This is a genomic window from Streptomyces sp. NPDC018964 (genome assembly GCF_044390325.1).
Classification (GTDB): Bacteria; Actinomycetota; Actinomycetes; order Streptomycetales; family Streptomycetaceae; genus Streptomyces.
The window spans coordinates 17,198-36,437 of record NZ_JBIRYZ010000035.1 but is presented as its reverse complement, the minus strand read 5'-3'; the positions used below and the strand labels follow the sequence as shown (position 1 = coordinate 36,437).

Annotated in this window: 16 protein-coding genes and 2 pseudogenes; 7 read left to right on the top strand and 11 right to left on the bottom strand. The window is 67.1% G+C overall.

Annotated features, from left to right (window positions below; translation table 11 throughout):
* The first annotated feature begins 5 nt into the window (after positions 1–5).
* Both ACH5AO_RS35120 and ACH5AO_RS35115 read left to right on the top strand, forming a co-directional pair.
* Positions 6–839 (top strand): alpha/beta fold hydrolase, encoded by an 834-nt coding sequence (locus tag ACH5AO_RS35120; RefSeq protein WP_398931895.1) that lies wholly within the window; start codon positions 6–8, stop codon positions 837–839.
* Between the two features lie 439 nt (positions 840–1,278).
* Positions 1,279–1,614 carry a hypothetical protein gene (locus tag ACH5AO_RS35115; protein WP_398931893.1) on the top strand — a complete coding sequence of 112 codons (336 nt, stop codon included), beginning with the start codon at positions 1,279–1,281 and terminating at the stop codon, positions 1,612–1,614.
* A gap of 565 nt (positions 1,615–2,179) precedes the next feature.
* On the opposite strand, the gene ACH5AO_RS35110 is transcribed toward ACH5AO_RS35115, so the two are convergent.
* A complete protein-coding gene (locus ACH5AO_RS35110; protein ID WP_398931890.1) occupies positions 2,180–2,353 on the bottom strand; it encodes a hypothetical protein in 174 nt (57 codons plus the stop codon).
* Positions 2,354–2,802: 449 nt separating this feature from the next.
* On the opposite strand from ACH5AO_RS35110, the gene ACH5AO_RS35105 reads away from it, so the two are divergent.
* The gene (locus ACH5AO_RS35105) at positions 2,803–3,681 is read left to right on the top strand and encodes an SGNH/GDSL hydrolase family protein (RefSeq protein WP_398931888.1); all 879 of its coding nucleotides are present in this window, start codon (positions 2,803–2,805) and stop codon (positions 3,679–3,681) included.
* A gap of 580 nt (positions 3,682–4,261) precedes the next feature.
* On the opposite strand, the gene ACH5AO_RS35100 is transcribed toward ACH5AO_RS35105, so the two are convergent.
* Positions 4,262–5,464: a M20 family metallopeptidase gene (locus tag ACH5AO_RS35100; RefSeq protein ID WP_398931886.1), complete on the bottom strand. Its 1,203-nt coding sequence runs from the start codon at positions 5,462–5,464 to the stop codon at positions 4,262–4,264.
* 451 nt (positions 5,465–5,915) lie between these two features.
* Between ACH5AO_RS35100 and ACH5AO_RS35095 the strand changes: the two genes are divergently transcribed.
* Positions 5,916–6,212 carry a hypothetical protein gene (locus ACH5AO_RS35095; protein WP_398931884.1) on the top strand — a complete coding sequence of 99 codons (297 nt, stop codon included), beginning with the start codon at positions 5,916–5,918 and terminating at the stop codon, positions 6,210–6,212.
* Between the two features lie 516 nt (positions 6,213–6,728).
* Positions 6,729–7,652 carry a fumarylacetoacetate hydrolase family protein gene (locus ACH5AO_RS35090; RefSeq protein ID WP_398931882.1) on the top strand — a complete coding sequence of 308 codons (924 nt, stop codon included), beginning with the start codon at positions 6,729–6,731 and terminating at the stop codon, positions 7,650–7,652.
* Positions 7,653–7,910: 258 nt separating this feature from the next.
* Here ACH5AO_RS35090 and ACH5AO_RS35085 read toward each other — a convergent pair whose 3' ends face one another.
* Complete coding sequence (locus ACH5AO_RS35085) at positions 7,911–8,585, bottom strand: GntR family transcriptional regulator (RefSeq protein ID WP_398931880.1); 675 nt, start codon at positions 8,583–8,585, stop codon at positions 7,911–7,913.
* 110 nt (positions 8,586–8,695) lie between these two features.
* A pseudogene (locus tag ACH5AO_RS35080) lies at positions 8,696–9,082 on the bottom strand (IS5/IS1182 family transposase); the annotation flags it as partial.
* 50 nt (positions 9,083–9,132) lie between these two features.
* Here ACH5AO_RS35080 and ACH5AO_RS35075 point away from each other — a divergent pair.
* Positions 9,133–9,487: pseudogene (locus ACH5AO_RS35075) on the top strand (IS5/IS1182 family transposase); the annotation flags it as partial.
* A 141-nt stretch (positions 9,488–9,628) separates the two neighbouring features.
* Here ACH5AO_RS35075 and ACH5AO_RS35070 read toward each other — a convergent pair.
* Positions 9,629–10,459 (bottom strand): SDR family NAD(P)-dependent oxidoreductase, encoded by an 831-nt coding sequence (locus tag ACH5AO_RS35070; RefSeq protein WP_398931878.1) that lies wholly within the window; start codon positions 10,457–10,459, stop codon positions 9,629–9,631.
* A gap of 57 nt (positions 10,460–10,516) precedes the next feature.
* On the opposite strand from ACH5AO_RS35070, the gene ACH5AO_RS35065 reads away from it, so the two are divergent.
* Positions 10,517–11,173, top strand: coding sequence for a TetR/AcrR family transcriptional regulator (locus tag ACH5AO_RS35065; protein WP_398931876.1), 657 nt, complete (start codon positions 10,517–10,519; stop codon positions 11,171–11,173).
* 371 nt (positions 11,174–11,544) lie between these two features.
* On the opposite strand, the gene ACH5AO_RS35060 is transcribed toward ACH5AO_RS35065, so the two are convergent.
* From ACH5AO_RS35060 to ACH5AO_RS35035, 6 genes are all read right to left on the bottom strand, one after another.
* The gene (locus ACH5AO_RS35060) at positions 11,545–11,928 is read right to left on the bottom strand and encodes a DUF6009 family protein (protein WP_398931875.1); all 384 of its coding nucleotides are present in this window, start codon (positions 11,926–11,928) and stop codon (positions 11,545–11,547) included.
* Positions 11,929–12,092: 164 nt separating this feature from the next.
* Positions 12,093–13,502 carry a phage/plasmid primase, P4 family gene (locus ACH5AO_RS35055; RefSeq protein ID WP_398931873.1) on the bottom strand — a complete coding sequence of 470 codons (1,410 nt, stop codon included), beginning with the start codon at positions 13,500–13,502 and terminating at the stop codon, positions 12,093–12,095.
* Between the two features lie 119 nt (positions 13,503–13,621).
* Positions 13,622–13,813 carry a hypothetical protein gene (locus tag ACH5AO_RS35050; RefSeq protein WP_398931871.1) on the bottom strand — a complete coding sequence of 64 codons (192 nt, stop codon included), beginning with the start codon at positions 13,811–13,813 and terminating at the stop codon, positions 13,622–13,624.
* Positions 13,814–15,649: 1,836 nt separating this feature from the next.
* Positions 15,650–16,024: a DUF6009 family protein gene (locus ACH5AO_RS35045; protein ID WP_398931869.1), complete on the bottom strand. Its 375-nt coding sequence runs from the start codon at positions 16,022–16,024 to the stop codon at positions 15,650–15,652.
* Positions 16,025–16,220: 196 nt separating this feature from the next.
* A complete protein-coding gene (locus ACH5AO_RS35040) occupies positions 16,221–17,747 on the bottom strand; it encodes a phage/plasmid primase, P4 family (protein ID WP_398931867.1) in 1,527 nt (508 codons plus the stop codon).
* Entirely contained in the window at positions 17,744–18,787 is a 1,044-nt protein-coding gene (locus ACH5AO_RS35035; RefSeq protein ID WP_398931865.1) for a bifunctional DNA primase/polymerase, read from the bottom strand. Before ACH5AO_RS35035 ends, ACH5AO_RS35040 begins: the two co-directional genes overlap by 4 nt.
* Between the last annotated feature and the right edge of the window lie 453 nt (positions 18,788–19,240).

The window sequence follows — 19,240 nt, the reverse complement described above, 5'->3', positions numbered from 1 at the left end:
GCGCGATGACACTGGGACGGCAGGGGCTCCACGGCCGGCTGGCCGCGGAGATGCACGGTACGGGGCACGGGAGAAAACCACCGGTGGTCCTGTTGCACGGTCTCACCTATGACCGTCGGCAGTGGGGGCCGCTGATCGGGAAACTGACGGCGGCGGAACCCGAAAGACAGATCGTCGCCTTCGATCTCCCGGGCCATGGGGGCTCGCCGGATGCCGAGTCCTGTCGTCCGTCCGATCTCGCCTCCGAGCTGCGCCGGTCCATCGACGCGATCGGGCTGGCAGCACCCATGCTGGTCGGCCACTCGTTCGGAGCGGTGGTCGCGACGGCTTACGCCGCCGCCCACCCGGCCGCTGGAGTGATCAATGTGGATCAGCCGCTGCTGGCCGGTCCTTTCGCGAGGCGGCTGCGGGAGGTCGAGCCCCTGTTGCGCGGCCCGGGATGGAGGGATGTCTGGAACGAGCAGCTGGCGGCGATGGGCATCGACACCCTCCCGGCCGAAGCGCGGGAACTGGTACGGACGGCGACGACTCCTCGTCAGGAGCTGCTCCTGGAGTACTGGCGGGAACTTCTGGAGGTGCCGTCCGAGGAGCTCGCGGAGCTGCGTACCTCGGAGATGCGGGCCATCGTGGCCGCCGGTGCGAGCTACAGCCACGTCTCGGGGGGCGATGTGCCGGCGCCGTACGCGCAGTGGCTCTCCGCGGTGATGCCCTCGGTCCGGATCGTCTCCCTGCCCGGCGGTGGCCACTTTCCGCATCTCGTCCACCCGGCCGGGATCGCGAACCTTCTCACCGGCCGGCCCGACGACCGGCCGGATGTGATCCCTCCCGCCCTGGCCTGACCAGCGGGGCGTGCGGGCGGCGGGTTTCCCTCTTCCCGGTGAGGGGCGCCCACCGGCCACGGGGTTCGTACCGTACGGGAGTGGCCGGTGCGACCGCCCGTCACCCGCCCCCGCCGGCCTGCCGCGTCACCCCGCGGAGACAGGACGGCAAGGTCTCGGTCGTGGACGAGCGCCTGCGGCGGGGGATGAACGGCTCACAAAGCGACCCGGAATGAATGGGACGGATCAGAGGAAAAATTCAGCCATTTCCGATCCCCGTGTGCCGATGCCGCTCGACAACTCCATCCCGCGGCGCGTCACCTCTTTTCCCCTCCCGCCAAGACATTCACACCCAAGGTGCACATGGATGAGTCCGATCAATCATTGACAACCAGTCACATGTGCGAGATTTTGAGAGCGCAAGCAGTTCAACCCGAAACAAAACAGGGAGGATTGACCCATGCGCAAGAGCATGAGGCTGGCGGCCACAGTCGGTGCGACAGCCGCAGTCATACTGATGGGGACCAGTGCCGGGACCGCGGCGGCAGACGATCACCTTCCCGGCCAGGTCGTCTTCTACGAGGAGGCATACGGCGGTCGCTATTTCCTTGATTCCCACCCCACCACCGAATGCGCCAACCTGCCCTTCTCCACAAAGCTCATCGCCAACCTGGCCGGGCCCATCGAGGTGTTCTCGGAAGCCGACTGCGAGGGCGGCGTCTACCACTCCCCCACCGGTGATCTGCACAACTTTCCGGGCGGTTTCAGCGGGTTGAGTTACCGGCTGGCCGGATAGGAGATCATTCGGTCTGCCCGTCAGGGTTTGCCGTAATGGCGGTCTTGTCCATGTAGCGTCCCCGGCCGTGCGAGAGAGACCCGGCGCACGGCCGGGGCACGGCCGCATCACTGCCGGCACGGGGGCATCGGGCTGGAAAATTCACAGGTGAGGGCGGTGCAACAGCGCCTGGACGGTACAGGGTGAGAAGCACGGATCCACTCGGAGTCCCGGAGCGGACAGCACAGCCGGACACCCGTCCGCCCTGTTCTCAATTTCCGGGTCCGAACCTTACGCGAGGGTGTTCCGTACTGAAACGCGCGGACATTCCGCCCTGAAATTCGATGCCGTTCACGGCGGGACGATCCCGTCGGCTCCAAGCATTCCATACTGCGAGACGCCATTCTTCGAGCGTCTCTCGCGCACCTTCCCCGCCCCTCTTCCCGAGGGTCATCACCGACCTGCCCAAGCAGGCGGTAACACCTCCGGATGGACTCACGGCCGCCCATACCGCCCTACGGGCCGGCACACCATCGACGGTCCGCCCTTCCCGGCCGCAGGACTTTCCGCCCTCCGCCAGCCTTTCCTACGATGTCCGGCCACCTGAAATCCGGCCTCCAGAGGCATCGGCCGGAACGTCCAGCGGCTCGATGTCGTCGTGATACGACACGTACGTGCGGCTCCGCCACAAGAACCAGTAGGCATATCCGATGAAGCGGATGACCGCCAAGACGCCCTTGACCACAAGGCTTTCGATCACGAACCCCTCCCTCCGCCTGTGTCCGTAAGGGGCCTGGCCGCACTTTCACCGCCCGCTCGGGAAATCACTGCGACCGCGAACAGGGCCGGCGCTCCGCACGGTCACGACCTGTACGACGTCCCCGGCTTGTCATGGGTTCAGCCGCGCCGTGCACCAGGCGCCCTCACGACCGTCCGCGTGGGGTCGTTACCGACCGGCAGCCGGCGATGTCGAGGCTGCCCGTGTCCGGCCCGCCCGGTGTCCGAGCCGGCTCGGACCGGGGAAGGCGGTCCGCGTCACGCGCAGTGCTGCCTCTCCGGTGGGGCGCCGAAGTCACCGGCGGAAGAAGGCCCCGCGCTTTCGCACCGATGAACCGGCCCTGTCCTGACAGCGTTTGGTACATGAGGGGATCTCACACCCCCTCCTCACCACCTCGAAGGAACCAAGTGATTCGCATCTCGGATGTCCGCGTGTCCCGGCGTGCGCCTGTCCTCGGAGCTGCCGCCGTGGCGCTGGCCGGTGCTCTGACCGCCGCGGCACCGGCCACCGCCGCACCTCGACCGGCCACGCCGCTCAACTACGTCGCCCTGGGCGACTCCTACGCTTCGGCACCGGGAGTGCCGGAGGAAATCGACGCGGCATGCGCCCGCTCCAGCGGCAACTACCCGCACATCCTCGCGGACAAGATCAAGGCGCGGCTGACGGACGTCAGTTGCTCCGGGGCGACGACGGCCGATCTCGCGGCCCCTCAGGGCACCGCCCCCGCCCAGTTCACCGCCCTCAACCGGAAGACCGACCTGGTCACGGTGACGATCGGCGGCAACGACATCGGCTTCACCCCGGTCCTGACGCGCTGCGCCGTCCTGTCCCAGAACGACCCTGCGGGAAGCCCCTGCCGTGACGACCTCACCGCGGGCGGCACGGACCAGGTCGAGCAGAGCATATCGGCGACGGCCGCGAAGGTCGCGCAGGTCGTCTCCGAGATCCGCGCCCGGGCGCCCCGTGCCAAGGTCCTCATGGTCGGCTATCCCTCGATCTTCCCCGACGACGGTGTCGGATGCACGAGCCCCACCGCCCCGTTCGCCGCCGGGGACTTCGCGTATCTCCGGGACAAGGCGAAGTCCCTCAACGCCATGATCGCCCGGGTCGCCCGCACCGAGGGCGCCTCCTACGTCGACACCTACCGCCCGACGGTGGGCCACGACATGTGCCGTTCCGGCGCCGAGCGGTGGATCGAGGACTTCTCTCCGCAGAACCCCGCGGCCCCTCTGCACCCGAACGCGCGCGGTGAGCTGGCCATGGGCAGGGCGGTGCACAGCGCGCTGGCCAAGTGCGGCTGGAAGCCGTGACGAGCCCGGCACACCGCTGTTGAGCCGGTCACCCGTGCCAAGGGCACGACGGCGGCACGGACGTGGACGGACAGCGCCCCGCGAGACCGCGTGACACCCCGTCAGAAGGATGAACGGGTGTTGTGCCGGGACTCCCGGCGCAACACCCCCATGGGCGCGGCTGCCGCCCGGACGGCGTACCGGCGCCCTCTGCCCGAAGACCTCGGCTTCGGACCGCCCTTGCTCCCGGTCTCTCCCGCCGCTCACCGGACCTCGGGAAATCGGCCCCGGGTACCCGGCCCCCACCTCACTTGACCGATCACGTCCACCGCTTCGGCGAGGACTCCGCGCACGAGGCCGGCATGAGGAGTCCGCTCCCTCCGGCGGAGGGCGCACGCCCCGGCCCTCATCTCCGGGTGGCCGGGGAAGCACGGCCGAAGCCCGGGACCTCGCTCCACAACCGTGTCGGGTCACTTCACATCGACGGCACTCCGGCGGCTCCGGTACGTGTGGCGCCCCTGCCGTACGTTGAGCACACGGCCCCGGGCAGACGCGCCCCCGGTAGCGGGGGACGGCACCCGTACGCGTCCCCGGCGCGGCCTCAGTGGGTGTCCGCCTCGTTCCGCGGGGCGCGCAGTGCCAGTTCGGCGAGGACGAGAGCCCCGTCGGACAGCACTCCGTCGTCGAACATGGCCCGGGCGCTGTGGTTGGGTGCTGCCGGGGCATCGCTCCCCGTGTCCACGCGGGCGCCAAGATGCAGGTAGCAGCCCGGCACTTCGTCCAGGACGAACGAGAAGTCCTCGGACGCGGCGATCGGGAACTCCATGAGCCGGAAGCGATCAGAGCCCAAGGTCTCCGATACGACGGTACGGGCGAAGTCGTGATGGTCGCGGTTGTTGATCGTCACCGGGAATCCGTCCCGGAACTCGACTGCGGCCGTGAGGCCGTGAGCCGCCGCGATGCCCTCGCACAGACGCTTGGCCTGAGAGCGCAGAAGGGCGCCGGTGGCGGGCGAGAAGCTCCGCAACGTGGCTTCGAAACGAGCTTCGTCAGGGATGACGTTGAACTTGGTGCCCGCTCGGAACACGCCCACCGAGAGCACCACTGGGTCGAAGATGTTGAAACGACTGGTGACCATCGTCTGCAGTGCGGTCAGCATCTCGGCCGCCACGTTCACCGGGTCGCGGGAGAGGTGTGGGAGGGAGCCATGTCCTCCGGATCCCTCGACGACGACACGCATCTCATGCGAACCCGACATCAGCGGGCCGGGACGGCTGAAGAAGACTCCGCGCTCACGGTACGAGGAGACATGGATCCCGTACGCCGCGGCGACCTTTCGTCCCGCCGCGTCGAGCACGCCCTCGGCGATCATGTGCTTGGCGCCGTCGAATCCCTCCTCTCCCGGCTGGAACATGAAGACCACGTCGCCCTGCAGCGTCTCCCGTCGTGCGCACAGCAGCCGAGCCGCCCCGACCAGCATGGCGACGTGCAGGTCGTGTCCGCACGCATGCATGACACCGTCGATCTCACTGGCGTAGTCAAGCCCTGTCGCCTCGGTGACCGGCAGCGCGTCCATGTCGCCACGGAGCAGAACGGCGGGCCCCGGCCGGCCGCCGCGCAGCACCGCTGTCACCGACGTCGACGAACTGCCCAGACGGATCTCCAGCGGCAGGCCCTCCAGCGCCGCCAGCACCGCACGCTGGGTCCGCGGCAGATCGAGGCCGGTTTCCGGACGACGATGCAGCGACCGTCTCAACTCCACCAGCTCGGCCTGCAGCGCCGACGCATCTCTCACTGTCATCATGACGGTCTTCCCCACAGTCGTCCGCGCCCTGGGCGATGACGTCGCCGATGCACAGGCCGCGTGTCCTCCACACACCGTTCCCCAGGCGTAACACCGGACCGAACAATGTGTACGTGCTCCCCCTCACCGGGCCGGCGCCTTCGATGACGTGCGTCGGTCACGGCCCGTCCCCGGCCGAGCGGAGACCCGGGTCCGCGAGCGGCACCAGGCGTGAAACGGCCTTTCCGGCACCCACTTGAGCCACGTCGTCGTGCGGTATGCAGGATCGCGGCCGCAGCACGCCCTTCTCCACGGGCTTCCCGCGGGCCCGCCCGGTGGCGGGCCGTCGCTCGTCCTCACGTTCCACAGAAATCGGTCCTGTTGGAGGAGAACCTGCCGGGCCGTTGCAACGTAGTACAAGTGACGGCGCAGGACGGCGTCGTAGCACCTCTTACGGCAAGGGGGACCAGCCATGTCTGATCAGGTGACCGTCGACCGCAGAGAAATCGAGGAGGCCAGGACTTGGCTCATACATCAGAGCGCGCTTCTGGAGCAGGGGCTCCAGGAAGCCGAGACACGGATGGCCAAGGTGATCGCAGCCGCGTACTGCACGCCTGAATCCGATGTCAAGTTCACACCGTACTGGGGCGAATACAACATGAGCGCCAAGAACGCCATGGAGGGGCTGGAGGGCGTGGGCAGGTTCCTCTCCTCGTTCGCCCGAGGAATGGAAAAAGAGGACGGCTCTGCCGACTGCTCTGCAGATTGAGCGGTTTCACTTCTCGGCAGGGGCGGCCGGCACTACCCCCGTCCTTACGGGAGATGGATACGCGGGAGATCTTCGATGCCGTTCTGCAGCAGGAAATCCGAAACTCGCCTCGAGACTCCGCGCAACCACTACATCTCATTTTACTGACAAGCGTCCTGAAAATGCCTGGCCATCCGGCACGGAACGTGCCCCGAGTGTTCACAGGTTTTCCGCAGCCTCCTTCCTCCGCGGGGATCGAAGCAGCGCCCGCCGTAGTGAGGAGTGAACGGCGACAGAGCGCGGTCACGGGCTGCGCGATCGGTGTGAGCACCGGTATCCGGGCCCATCGGCCCGCGGCCGAGCGGAACGATCGCCGGCCCGATCCGGTCCCGCACGGCGCCGTGCCGGCGTCGGCCCCTGGACGGTGGCGCGGTTCCGGTTCGGCGGCCGGGCGCTTTGAGGGTGGGTCCGGACGGGTGGGACCGGGCGTCGTCTGCGACGCGCCGGTGGCAAGTTGACCAACGAGCAGGAGAAGTCATGGAATTCCGTCGGCGGATGATCGGGACGGACACCCTCGTGACCGAGGTGCGCAGCGGGCCCGACGCGGAATGGTCTGCGGCGACCGGGCCCGTCGCGGGTTACCCGTCCCCGTTCACCGAGAGCTGGGAGGTGCGGCAAGCCGTCGGCCACGGCGCGAAGGACGGTTCGGTCGTCTTGCCGTTCCAGCCTCTTTCGTTTCGCGACTTCATGCTGTTCGAGCAGCACAACGTGAACGCCGCCCGCGGGTGGGCCCGTCGGTTCCGCCCGGGGCTGGCGCGTATCGCCGATGGCGTCGAGTCCGTCACCCGTAAGACCTTTCCGGCTTTTCGGCCCAAGCCTCTTTGGTACCGCAAGCCGATCTACTACATGAGCAACGCCTCGACATTCGTCCCCAGTGGAACCCCGGTGGCCGCTCCGCCCTACAGTTCCGCTCTGGACTACGAACTGGAGCTTGCTTTCGTACTCCGTGCACCGCTCTACAATGCGACACCCGAGGAAGCGGTCAGAGCAATCGGCGCGTTCGTGGTCCTTTGCGACTTCAGCGCGAGGGACGTGCAGATCGCCGAGATGAACAGTAATTTCGGGCCGCAGAAGAGCAAGCACTTCATGACGTCGCTCTCCAGCACCGCTGTCGAGGCGGCCGACATTCTCGACCGATGGACGACGCTGCCGTCGGCCGTTTCCCTGAACGGGGAGATCGTCGCGCGGCCGGACTCCGGTTCCCCGAAGTGGAGTCTGGGCGAGATGCTCGCGCACAGTTCGGCCGGCGAGCGACTGTACCCGGGTGAACTGTGCGCGACGGGAACCTACGTGAACGGCTCCGGCATGGAGATCAACAGGTGGCTCGCCCCCGGGGACGTCCTGCGGTTGGAGATCGAGGGCGTCGGCACCATCGAGCACGCCATCGTCTCCCACGAGTAGGCGTGCGGAATCCACGGGCCGCTCTCGTGCGGCAGTGGTTCAGCCGTGGCGAACCGGACGCCGGCCCACGACCGCGGCCACACTCGCCTGCGCGCCTCGGGCAAACGCGCCTTCGCCCGGTCGCGGTTCTGCGGGCATTCCACAGAGCCCGTTCCTCGACCCGCCGTATCGGCCGCGCCACCCAAGCCGTCCACACCCTCCTGACCTGCGACCGCACAAGACGGAGGAGGTCCGGTCACCGGAGTGCGGGAAGTGGCATCATCCTTCACCGTCGGAGGGAAGACCTTCCAGAAGATCCAGAAGGGTGCGCCAGTTGGTGCGGGTGGCAAGTACCGCCCCTTCGACATCCCCCGCCTCACAGAGCGCGATGATTCGGTCATGCTGCGCAACCGAGTCGCGGCCGGAAATCGAAGAAAACCGAAAGTACTCCACGCGGCGCAGAACAGGCGTGTATTGCTCGAGAACGTTTCGAATGGCGTCATTGGCGCTGGCGAACACGGGGACACCGTGGAAATCGGCATCAGCAGCCAATGCCGCGTCCACGTCATCGTGACTCATCGCACTTGCGAACCGCGCGTTGGCCTCACGCATAGCCGCTAGTTCCGTCGCGGAAAGGTTGGGCAAGGCCTCGCGAACGGCGAGCTCATGCATGGCCGCCGTCACCGACTGTGCGGCACGGATCGCCCGGATGTCCAAAGGGCTGACTCTGGTGTATCGCCCCGGCTTGGTCTGAACCAGCCCTACCTGCTCCAGGCGTGCCAGTGCTTCCCTGACCGGCGTGCGACTCACGCCGAGCCAAGCGACCAAGTCGCTGTCTGTCAAGCGCTCACCCGGCGCCAGCGTGCCATCTACGATGGCGTCGCGAATGGCGCGGTAAGCATCCTCCCTCAGGAGCGATCGTGAAACGAGTCCTCGACTCTGCGGTACTGGCATACGATATATTGCACGCCAACCGATAGTCACTGTCAAGAGCGTCTCGTCATCCTGCGTTACGCCCCGATCACAAGAGGTGGTGAGTGCGACGCGATCGAGGCGCTGCCGGCCGAGACAAACGCTCTCGCACCGCCCGGGCTCGGACAGTATCTCCGCACCCTCCCCTTGTGTGTGCCGGAGCAGAAGGCCGGTCGGCAGTGACCCGGTCGACCGGGACGAGTATGCCGTCGATCACCACGTGGGCCATGCCCTGGCGTCTGGGCTGCGCAGCGTTTCCCGCACCTTCGGGGACCGTCGGGCCGACAGCTCCACGGTTTCGTCGACGTAGCGCCGACATGTTGTGATGAATACCACAAACTTGGCACCGGCCTCCGCGAGCGGCTCGCTTTACGCAGGTACACCTGGACCGGCAGGGCTTGTTGTCCCGGGTTGAACTCGCGTCGTACCGAGCCGAGCTCCTCGTGGTGAGCGCGGACCAGGCCGGACACGAAGGTCAGGGTCTGAGCGTTGTCCCGTGACCGCTGGTCACGGGTGGGATGATCCTGCCGTGTCCGGTGTGATCACGGCATCGGAGTCCTTTTGGACAGCCCCGTTCACCGGGCTGAGCCCGCGGCAGTCGGCGGGCTGGTCACCGCGCCGCGGCGTGAGGGTGCGAACCCGGTCCTCAAGCGGCCGCCCCTGGAGCCGGCCGCTTGAGGACCGCGTGCTCCTGGCCGCCGCGTATGGGCGCACCAACCTCATCCTGCGTCAGCCGGCTCCGCTGTCCGGGGTATCGAGGTTCGCGGCCGACCGGATCGTCGGCCACCTCGGCCCGGCGCTCTCGCTCCGGCGCCCGGAGACGATTCCGCAAGGACACCGTGCTGATCGTGGGCAGCACCCTGGCCCCCACTCGCCACCACACCACGCCCTGCTCGGCAGCGCCCGCCCGCGCGGCCTCACACTGGCTGGTCGAAAGGCAAGAGCACCGGCCAATCGGCATGCCGTGGATCATTTACGGGACAACGCCCAGACCCGCTGCTCAGCCGGCATGGCGTGGCACACCACTAGAAGTCGGCGCTACGCGAAAGCTTCTCGTTCTCGCGAAGCTCCACGAGTGCGTTCTCGTGCATGGCAACGACAGTTTCGTACCCGGAATTGCCGAGCACGATCCGCTGCGGCGGAACGGGTGTGTTCATCGCATTGATCACGGCCTGCACACCGCGCACGGGATCACCCGCCTGCTTGCCGTTCCGCTCCACGAACGCCGCCTTGACGCCCTCGATCAGTGACAGGTAGGCGTCGACGGTCTCGTCGACGGGCTCGTCCTGGAAGCCGGCATAGGCCTTGGTGCGGAACCCTCCCGGCTCCACGAGGAGCACACGCACCCCGAACGGCTCGACCTCTTGACGCAGCGTCTCCGACAGCCCTTCGAGCGCGAACTTCGCCGCCGAGTAGTAGCCGAACCCCGGCCCTGCGACGCGGCCTGCCACCGACGACATGTTCACGATCCAGCCGCCGCCCCGTGCCCGCATGCCCGGCAGAACCGCCCGCACCACATCGATCACCGAGAACAGGTTCAGGTCGAACGTGCGGCGGATCGTCTCTTCCTGAGCGCCCTCGACGGAGCCGAACCAACCTCGGCCCGCGTTGTTGACGAGCACGTCGATCCCGCCGAACCGCTCTTCCGTCGTCTTGACCGCCGCCCGCACCTGATCGGCGTCGGTCACGTCGAGCTTGAGAACCAGCACGCGGTCGCCGTACTGGTCGGCCCACTCCTGCAGCTCGGACGGCCGGCGCACGGTCAGTGCCACCTGATCGCCCTGTCGCAGCGCGGCCTCGGCGTAGGCCAGGCCGAATCCTCCGGGCGTCCCACCGGTGATGAACCAAGTCTTCATGGACTTCTCCTATCGCTATAGCACCCAATGTAGCGCTACATGGTCTACCATAGCAACATGCAGAACGCACGGGATCGACTCCTTCTCGCCGCAGCGGAGTTGCTGGAGAGCGCCGGCACGGTGTCCACAAGGGCCGTATGCGAGCGAGCCGGGGTGCAGGCGCCGACGCTGTACCACCACTTCGGCAGCAAGCAGGGCCTGATCGACGCCGTGGCGAATCACGGTTTCACCCAGTACACGGCCGTCGAGAGCTCCGGCGACCCGCTCGGCGACCTGCGCGAGGGCTGGGACAGGCACGTGCGGTTCGGGCTGGAGCACCCGTCGTTCTACGGCCTGCTCTATGGCCGCGCCGAACCGGGAAAGCCCTGTGCCGTCACCGCTCCCGCCCACGCCGCGCTGCGCGAGAGGTTCAATGAAGCGGCTACGAAGGGTCTGCTGAAGGTGCCCGCGGAGGACGCTGCCGAGCAGCTCCTCGCCGCGAACGTCGGCGTGACGCTCACCTTGATCGCGCAGCCCGAGCCGGACTTCGCGCTGTCCGAGCGCGTCCGCGAGGCGGCGCTGGCCGGAGCGTTGAACCTCACGTCGAAAGAGGTCCTGAGGACCCGCGCGAGTGCCGCGCTCACGTTGCGCGCGTTGCTCCACGAAGATCCAGGCGACCTCACTCGTGGAGAGCACGCACTGCTGGACGAACTGCTCGATCGTCTGGCTCGCTGAGGACTTCCCGTATCTCGCGCGGAGACCGGCGAACCACCGCCGGCGGGACGGCTTGTCCGGTTCCGGCACGACTCACGGCCTCGGCCACGGCCCGGCCGATCAGGCCGGAACCGGATGCCGGGGAGCGGCTGCAAGAGGTGCGGGACAACGCTTGATCACCAGGATCCCTCGGATGACGTGGTTGTCCCGCGCCAGGTCGACGGTTCTCCTGTGATCCCCTGGTCGCGTCGGTCCAAGATCCCTCTGGTTACCTGCGGGGGCTCTCTTTCCCGCACCCCCGCCCCTCCCCCACGGTCCTTGGAACAACGCGACATCGAGACGGCCTCGGCTCGCCGAACACCGAACGGGACGAAGAGCGTCCCCTGTTCCTGTCAGACGGGGGTTCCCGTCAACTCCGCAAGGCCGCTTTGGGACCGGGGAGTCTTTTCGCCCACTTTTCTGACTTCGATGGTGCGAGGGTCCACGGCTTCCCCTGGAGCGCCTTCGCGATAGATGCCTTCGGGAAGAGTGTCGCGATCGTGCGGGAGGAGGAAGAAGACACGACGTCGGTACAGACCACTGTCGGGGTCCGCCTGAGCCTCATCGCTCAGCTCGGCATAGCCGACCATGCGGCCGTCACGAGCGTAGCGGGGCTTGTTACGACGACGTGAGGTCTTGTCGAGCGCCTGGCGGACGTAGTCGAGGGTATCGAGGTTCTCCAACCACACCACGTGTTCCTCATGAGTGAGATCGCCCTCGGTCAGTAGCGAACTCATAGCTGCTGTCCCTCCTTGGTCTGCCGGGGCGGCCGGTGGCCCGCCCCGTGGGAGGGGTGCACCCCAGGCCGAGCCCTCCACCCCTTCATGGTAGGTCGATCAGGGGCTGGTACACGGAAAAATTCTGGTTGCGAATGACGGTGGATGCCGGCAGGTGCGGTGGTTCATGACGGTGTGTCCAGCAGGGCCAAGCCGGGATAGTACTTACGCCCGTTGGATTTGATCATGTCGGCCGGGGAGGCAAGTCCGACCTCCTGCCGCACACGCGTGGCAAAGCCACGGGCACCAGCCGGACGGATGCCCTCACTGGTGCTGCACCAGGAGGCGTACGCGGTGTAAAGAAGGACCTGCTCGACGCGGAGGTCCGGCTGAGTGCTGAGGTCTCGGGTGCAGCACTCGGCGAGGAAGCGGCCAATGTGATCCTCCGTATGTGCGTAGGCAGTGGTGGCGATGCGAACGCGGTCGGGTCCTTCAAGGGTGTCACGGGTGGTCAGATAGCGCCTGGCGCCCTCGATAAGCCACTGCAGGATGCCGGGACCTTCGTCGCGGACGAGTTCGAAAGCCAAGTTGTCGATCTTACGGTGATCGGGAACGGTACGTTCGAAAGGCAGCAGGCGGATACGGCGCCAGAAGGCGAATCCGCCCGTCGACACCTCGGGCCGGTGGTTCCCGAGGAGCCACAGATGATGAGTAGGGGTGAAGGAGAAGTAATCTTGGCGCATACGGCGGGCTTTGATCCTGTCTCCACCGGTCAACAGCCGCACGCGTGCTTCATCGAACCTGTCGTTGGGCTTGAGTTCGCTGCAGACGATGAGCCGGCGCCCGTGGAGTTCGGTCAGCTCCGTGGAGTGTTCGGAAAAGGCCCCACGGTCCATGAGGAAGCCGGGCGGGGCGGCATCGGCATAGTCGCCCAGAATTTGGATCATGGTGTCGAGCAGGACGCTTTTACCGTTCTTTCCCTGTCCGTGGAGGAAGGGCAGTACCTGTGCGCCGACATCGCCGGTGATGGAGTAACCGAGCAGCAGGTGCAGAAAATTGATCATCTCCTGGCCTTCGGCGTCGTCACCGAACGTGTCGCGCAGGAAGCGGTGCCAGCGGGGAGTCTCGATCCGCTGTGGGGCGACACTGGTCGCTCGGGAATGGACATCACGCGTGGGATCCGGCTTGCGCAGTAAACCGGAATTCAGGTCGACGATTCCGGCCGGTGTGCACAAAGCGTAGGGGTCGCCGTCCAGAGTGTCAGGGTCCATCGAGAGGTCCGGTGACGCTTTGGCCTGAGCGAGGAGGGATTTCATTCCGGTGGTCGACAGCGCATGCCTCTTGTGCTGGTGGAGATCCCGTTCGCTGAACAGTCCTCGTGGATCCCTTTCCGGCATGCCCTCGGCCATCTCACCAGCCGCCCACAGAGCCGCCTTCTCCCCACCGGCGCGCTTCCACCGGTAACCGTCCCAGGAAAACCAACCGAGCCCTTCGACATGACGGAACTGATCGCGATAGAGCCTGACGAAGAGCTTGGCATTGCCCCGGTCGGTAAGAGTATCGGGGAGTGATACCGGCTTTGCCCAGGAGGGCATGGGGGCTGGGGAAGTGTCTGGCTGAGCGTCCAGTCCTGTCGGCGGCCGATCTGCCTGTCCAGGACCGAACCTCTGCTGAGCCGCGGCGCTTGTGTGGAAGCGCGGAGTGTCGGCGCTGCTCATGAAGGTCCTTTGAGATGGAGCGGGCGAGCCGAACCGGCGGCGAACGCGTTCGTGGCGACGCGCTGATGGCGCGCCGCTTGCCAGGGGCGATCGATCTCTACCGCCTCGCACAGGAGGGCAAGCGCGATGATTTCATCCAGATGCCCCGCGGACGCAAGCCCTCCAGCGGTGTACGCAGCCTTGTTCATTTTTTCAGGGAAGGCAGCGGGCAGGCCCGCGGGTCCCCTTCGACCGCGGGTTCCTCGAGCAGGGCGGATCACAGGGGCGACGACGCGGTCGTCATCCGCGCACACATCCATCTGACAGGCCGGAGCGATCCGCGCATTCAAGCCGGTCGAACAGCAGAACCGCACAGCCGGGCAGGGATTTCGGTACCGGATGTGCATGCCGCCGCGGGGGGTGCGCACTCGTCGGATGACGTCGTTGTCGGCTGGACCGGGCCGGCCACGCAGCACGGCGGCACAAGCAAGGGTGTCACAGTCCGAAGCCAGTCCGCCCGGGCCGGTCGGCTCGTGGATGAGAATCCTGGAAAGCGGGCGGTCGCGCCGGGGAACCGCTGGGGCACGGACATCGATGTCAGCGGCGGCGGGGCCGGCTTTCCCGCACTCCGCTCCGACTCCTCGGGAGGGAGCGGAGGTCTCCCCCCTGGCGACAGGAGTCCGACGACCTGCTGCCAGGGGATGGGCAGGCCTTCCGGCACACCATCGGGCCACGCTCCCCGCGTCAGGGATGGCAGGCCGAGCAGTATCTGCGGGCTCGCTTGTCACGCCAGAGCCGGGCACGTGGCCATCCTTTGCTGAGACTCGTCGGGGTAGCTTCCATCGGACCTCAATGAGGGCAGGGACCGAAGGGACCGGTCTGCCGTCATGGCGGTGGCAGACCGGCCGGTGGGCTGCTTGAGCGGCCTTCTGCTCTTTTCGGACAAGCAGAAGCCGGCCAGCGGATGCACCTCGGACGGTGGACATCAGCATCGGGAACACCTACGGGCTGCTGCGAACGATCCGTCCGGGAGCCTCCAGGCCCTTCGGTCCCTCCTTGGCCCCTTCGGCATCCGTGCAGGTCAGTATGCTTTTCATACACTCCCGAGGGACTGAAGGGACTCAGATTCTCGATTACCAGCGTTCCAGGGGGTGCGTCCCGGCTCGGCGTCCTTGCGCACACCTGCACCGCGGAGGGCGTGGGCATGATTTCGACATTGGGTCTCTTGAGTCCCTGAATGGTTCAGCGCACCACTGTGACCTGCGCCTTGGCCAGGATCCAGGGGCAGGGACTCAAGGAAGCGCGGGGACCCTCCTGCCCCGAGGACCAGTGAGGAACGATGCGCGGGGATCGGCTCCCGGGCCAGTCCCCGACGAGTGCCGTTCACAGGGAGCATGGCTCCCGAAAGAGGAGATCACGCCCTCGTACAAGGTCTGGCGGGCCACCTGACTGCCTGGGGAGGTAAGGGCTCGCACGTTCTTTCCTTTTACTGTCGGCGAGACAGCCTACGGTGCATCCCCACAGGTGGGTGCCGAGCTGTCTTCGGTGGTTCTCGTTGCGCAGAGCAAAGAGTGCTCCATATCGACAACGGCCACAGAGTCCGCGAAGTTCATCCGGCACAGGAGCCGGACCGGATCGGGAGCCGGCCGGACCATCGGGCAGAACGGCGAACTCCGCGCTCGAAGCTGTCCGTTGCTTCCGGACCGGACGCCGGAGCAGGAGCGCCGACGGATCACAGTGAGCTGATCGACGCGGCCACCTTCACGAGGGAGACACGGACACACCTGTCACGACGACGAGGTTCTTCACCGACGTGCTGCTCCCCCGGGCTTTCCGGATCCCGGCTCGGACTGCACCCGGTCCCGCTGTTACCGAGCTCTCCGTTGAGTTGCCGTGGTGAGCGAGAGGCCGGTTTCCGGCGGGGCGGTCCTCGAGATGAGACGGGTGCGTCGTCGGATGCGGCGCAGGCCACTGCGGACGGCTGGGGCCAGGTGGTCACGGAAGACGACCCAGGCGGTCGTGCCGCGCCGGATCGACTGACCTGACTATGCCGATGCTATGGCCGGGCCGCTCTGGGAGCGGTCCGTTTTCGTGCCAGGTTTCTTCGGGGCGATGGTGCGCGGGTCGACGGCTTCCCCGGGCGCCCCCTCGCGGTAGACGCCGTCGGGGAGACTGTCGCGGTCGTGCGGCAGGAGGTAGAAGACGCGCCGTTTGTACAGGCCGCTGTCGGGGTCGGGTTCGGCGTGGTCGTCGAGTCGTGCGTAGCCGACCATGCGGCCGTCACGGGCGTAGGGAGGTTTGTTGTTGCGGCGTTTGGTCTTGTCCAGGGCTTGACGGACGTAGTCGAGGGCGTCGAGGGGTTCCAGCCACACCACGTCGGCTTCGTGGATGAGGTCGCTCTCGGTCAGCAGCGAGCTCATGGCTGCCGCCCCTCCTTCGTCGGTCGGCTCCGGTGAGGGAGCAGCGCTTGGTGTGTGTGCGGGTTCATGGCGTCGAGGCTGTGGTGATCAGCTGGGGCGGCCGGGCTCTGCGGGTACGGACTCAGGTGGCCATGGTAGAGCGGCCGGGGCTGGGGGTGGATGTGTCGTGCTGGGGACTGGTGCCTGCTGCGGCTGGTCATTCGGTCTCCAGGAGGGCCAGGCCAGGGTAGTACTTGCGCCCGTTGGATTTGATCATGTCAGCCGGTGAGGCAAGGCTGAGTTCGGAGCGGACGCGGGTGGCGAAGGTACGGGCGGTGGCGGCGCGGATGCCTTCCTCTGTGCTGCACCAGTTCTGGTAGCGGGCGTAGAGCAGGCCTTGTTCGACGCGGAGGTCGGCGGGGCCGGCTGTGTCGCGGGTGCAGCATTCGGTGAGGAAGCGGCCGATGTGGTCTTCGGTGGTGGCGTAGGCGGTGGTGGCCAGGCGGACCTGGTCGGGGCCGTCGAGGGGATCACGGGTGGCGAGGTAGCGGCGTGCGCCTTCGATGAGCCATTGCAGGATGCCGGGGCCTTCGTCGCGGACGAGCTCGAAGGCGAGGTTGTCGATGCGGCGTTCGGCGGGCACGGTGCGGGTGAAGGGCAGCAGGCGGATGCGACGCCAGAACGCGAATCCGCCGACGGAGACTTCCGGGCGGTGGTTGCCCAAGAGCCAGAGGTGGTGGGTGGGGGTGAAGGAGAAGTAGTCCTGTCGCATGCGGCGGGCTTTGATCTTGTCGCCGCCGGTGAGGAGCCTGACACGGGCTTCGTCGAACTTGTCGTTGGGTTTGAGTTCGCTGCAGACCACCAGGCGACGGCCGTGGAGTTCGGTGAGTTCGGTGGAGTGCTCGGAGAACGCTCCGCGGTCCATGAGGAAGCCGGGCGGGGCGGCGTCGGCGTAGTCGCCGAGGATCTGGAGGAGGACGTCCATCAGGGCGCTTTTGCCGTTCTTGCCCTCGCCGTGCAGGAACGGCAGGACCTGGGCTCCGACGTCGCCGGTGATGGAGTAGCCGAGCAGCAGGTGGAGAAAGCTGATCATTTCCCGGCCGACGTCGTCGTCGCCGAAGGTGTCGGCGAGGAAACGGTGCCAGCGGGGGGTGTTCATCCGCTGGGGGGCGACGCTGGTGGCGCGTGAGTGGAAGTCTCGGTTGGGGTCGGGTTTGTGGATGTGTCCGGTGTGGAGGTCGACGACACCGGCTGGAGTGCACAGCGCGTAGGGGTCGCCGTCGAGGGCGTCGGGGTCGACGGACAGGTCCGGCGAGGCTTTGGCTTGGGTGAGCAGGGCTTGGATGCCGGTCGTGGACAGGGTGCGTCGCTTGTGGCGGGCGAGTTCGCGGTCGTTGAAAACGCCGTGGGGGTCGGTGGTGGGGAGGTCTTCGGCCATTTCGCCGGCTGCCCACAGGGCGGCTTTCTCCCCGCCGGCGCGCTTCCATCGGTATCCGTCCCAGGTGAACCAGCCCAGGCCTTCGACGTGGCGGAACTGGTCGCGGTAGCGCTGGGCGAACAGACGGGCATTGCCGCGGTCCGTCAGGGAGGGCGGCAGCGGCACCGCGGTCATGGAGCCGACGGGCTGGCCCTGGGCGGGGAGCAGGGCGGGAGCAGTGGCTGTCTCGTCTTGCAGGCTGAGCTCCAGCATCTGCTGAGCGGCGGCCTGAGGATCGAAACGTGGCGTGCTCTCGGCGCTGCTCATGAGAGTCCTTCAGGGTTGAGCGGGCGGGCAGCCCCAGCGGTCATTCCTGTGTCGATGATCTTTTCGTTGCGAAGGGTCTGCCAGGGGCGGGCGTCGTTGGCGACGTGCAGAAGTTGTTCGCGTATCGCGTCGTGGTCGAGGTGACCGGCGGCGGCGAGGCCTCCCGCGGTATAGGCGGCCCGGTTGAGTTTCTCCGTGAAGCCGGTGCCTTCCGGTGCGGTCGCGCACTGCTGGACCTGTTCCATCAGCTTGCTGAGAACCCGGTCCGCCGTGCGGGGGGAGGCGCGGCGGACTGGTCGGGCAGGAAGCACAGTGGTCAGGCGGGGCCGTGGCGGCTCGATGATGTGGCCGGTGCGGGCCAGTTCGTGATGCAGCCAGTCGGGAAGGGCAGCCGGCAAACGGGTATCGCCTTCAGCCCGGTAGGCGCCTTTCGCCGTCCGGGTGGAGGGAGCCACGATATAGCCGCCGTGCGCTCGGACGTCGACCTGCCAGGCGAGCGCCACTTTCGGGCTGGAGCCGGTGGAACACCGGTAGCGCACAGTGGGACGGGCGGTGCGGTACCAGACGTGCAGGCCCCCCGAGGGGGTTCGGACTCGCAACGTGTTCGTGTCGTGTGCGGGGTCCTGTTCGCCACGCAGGGCCGCGAGGAGAGCGAGGGTGTCGAACCCGGAGGCAAGCCCGTCGAGATTGACCGATTCATGGATGGGGATACCTGGCAGGAGCCGGTTGCGGTCCGGGACAGCCGCGGGATGCGCGTCGATGTCGATGACCACGAGGTTGGCCGGCCCACAGGCGATGCCCACTCCGAGTGAAGGAGTGGTACCCCACCATGTGTCGATGAGGGCTGGGTCGAGGGTGGCCGCATGGAAGCCGTGACACCACCGGCCCTGGCCCAGGCACGGGCAGTCCTCGGCGATGTGCTTGCTGTGCCTGCACTTGCCGCAGTTGGCTGCCGGTGTCTTGCGTCCTGGCGCCAGAGGGTGGACCGGCCAGCCCTGGGCCGCGCACCAGCGGGCCAGGGTGTGGGGCTGCGTCAGCACTGCCGGAGCGGCAGGCAAGCGGCTGTCACCAGGGCGCGGCACGCGGATCTTCCTCGTTCATTTCAGCTCGGCTGGTCCGTCCTCGATGTTAAACAGCAGGTCAGGCGTGTGATGCCTGGTGCTTGAGGGACCGAAGGGACCAGTTTCGTCAAGAGTTTAGGCCCTTGGAAGGTTGAGGGCGCTCCTCTTCACCGCGTGCCGGGAAGTTTTCTCTTTCTCAGTCCCTTGGGTCCCTTCGGCCCTGTCGGTCGTGGGGGAAATGCCTCTTGCTGTCACTTTCACTCTGCCCAAGGGCTGGAGGGACCAGAAGCTCGCACCCCTGCGGTCCGGGGCAGGGGAATCCTCCCTCAGGGACTCAGGGACTCAAGCAGTCAGGGACTCAGGCGCTCAGGGACTGAAGCCCGCGGCTGGTGGCCCGTCTGTGGCGCCGCACTTCGGGGCCCTCCGAGGCCC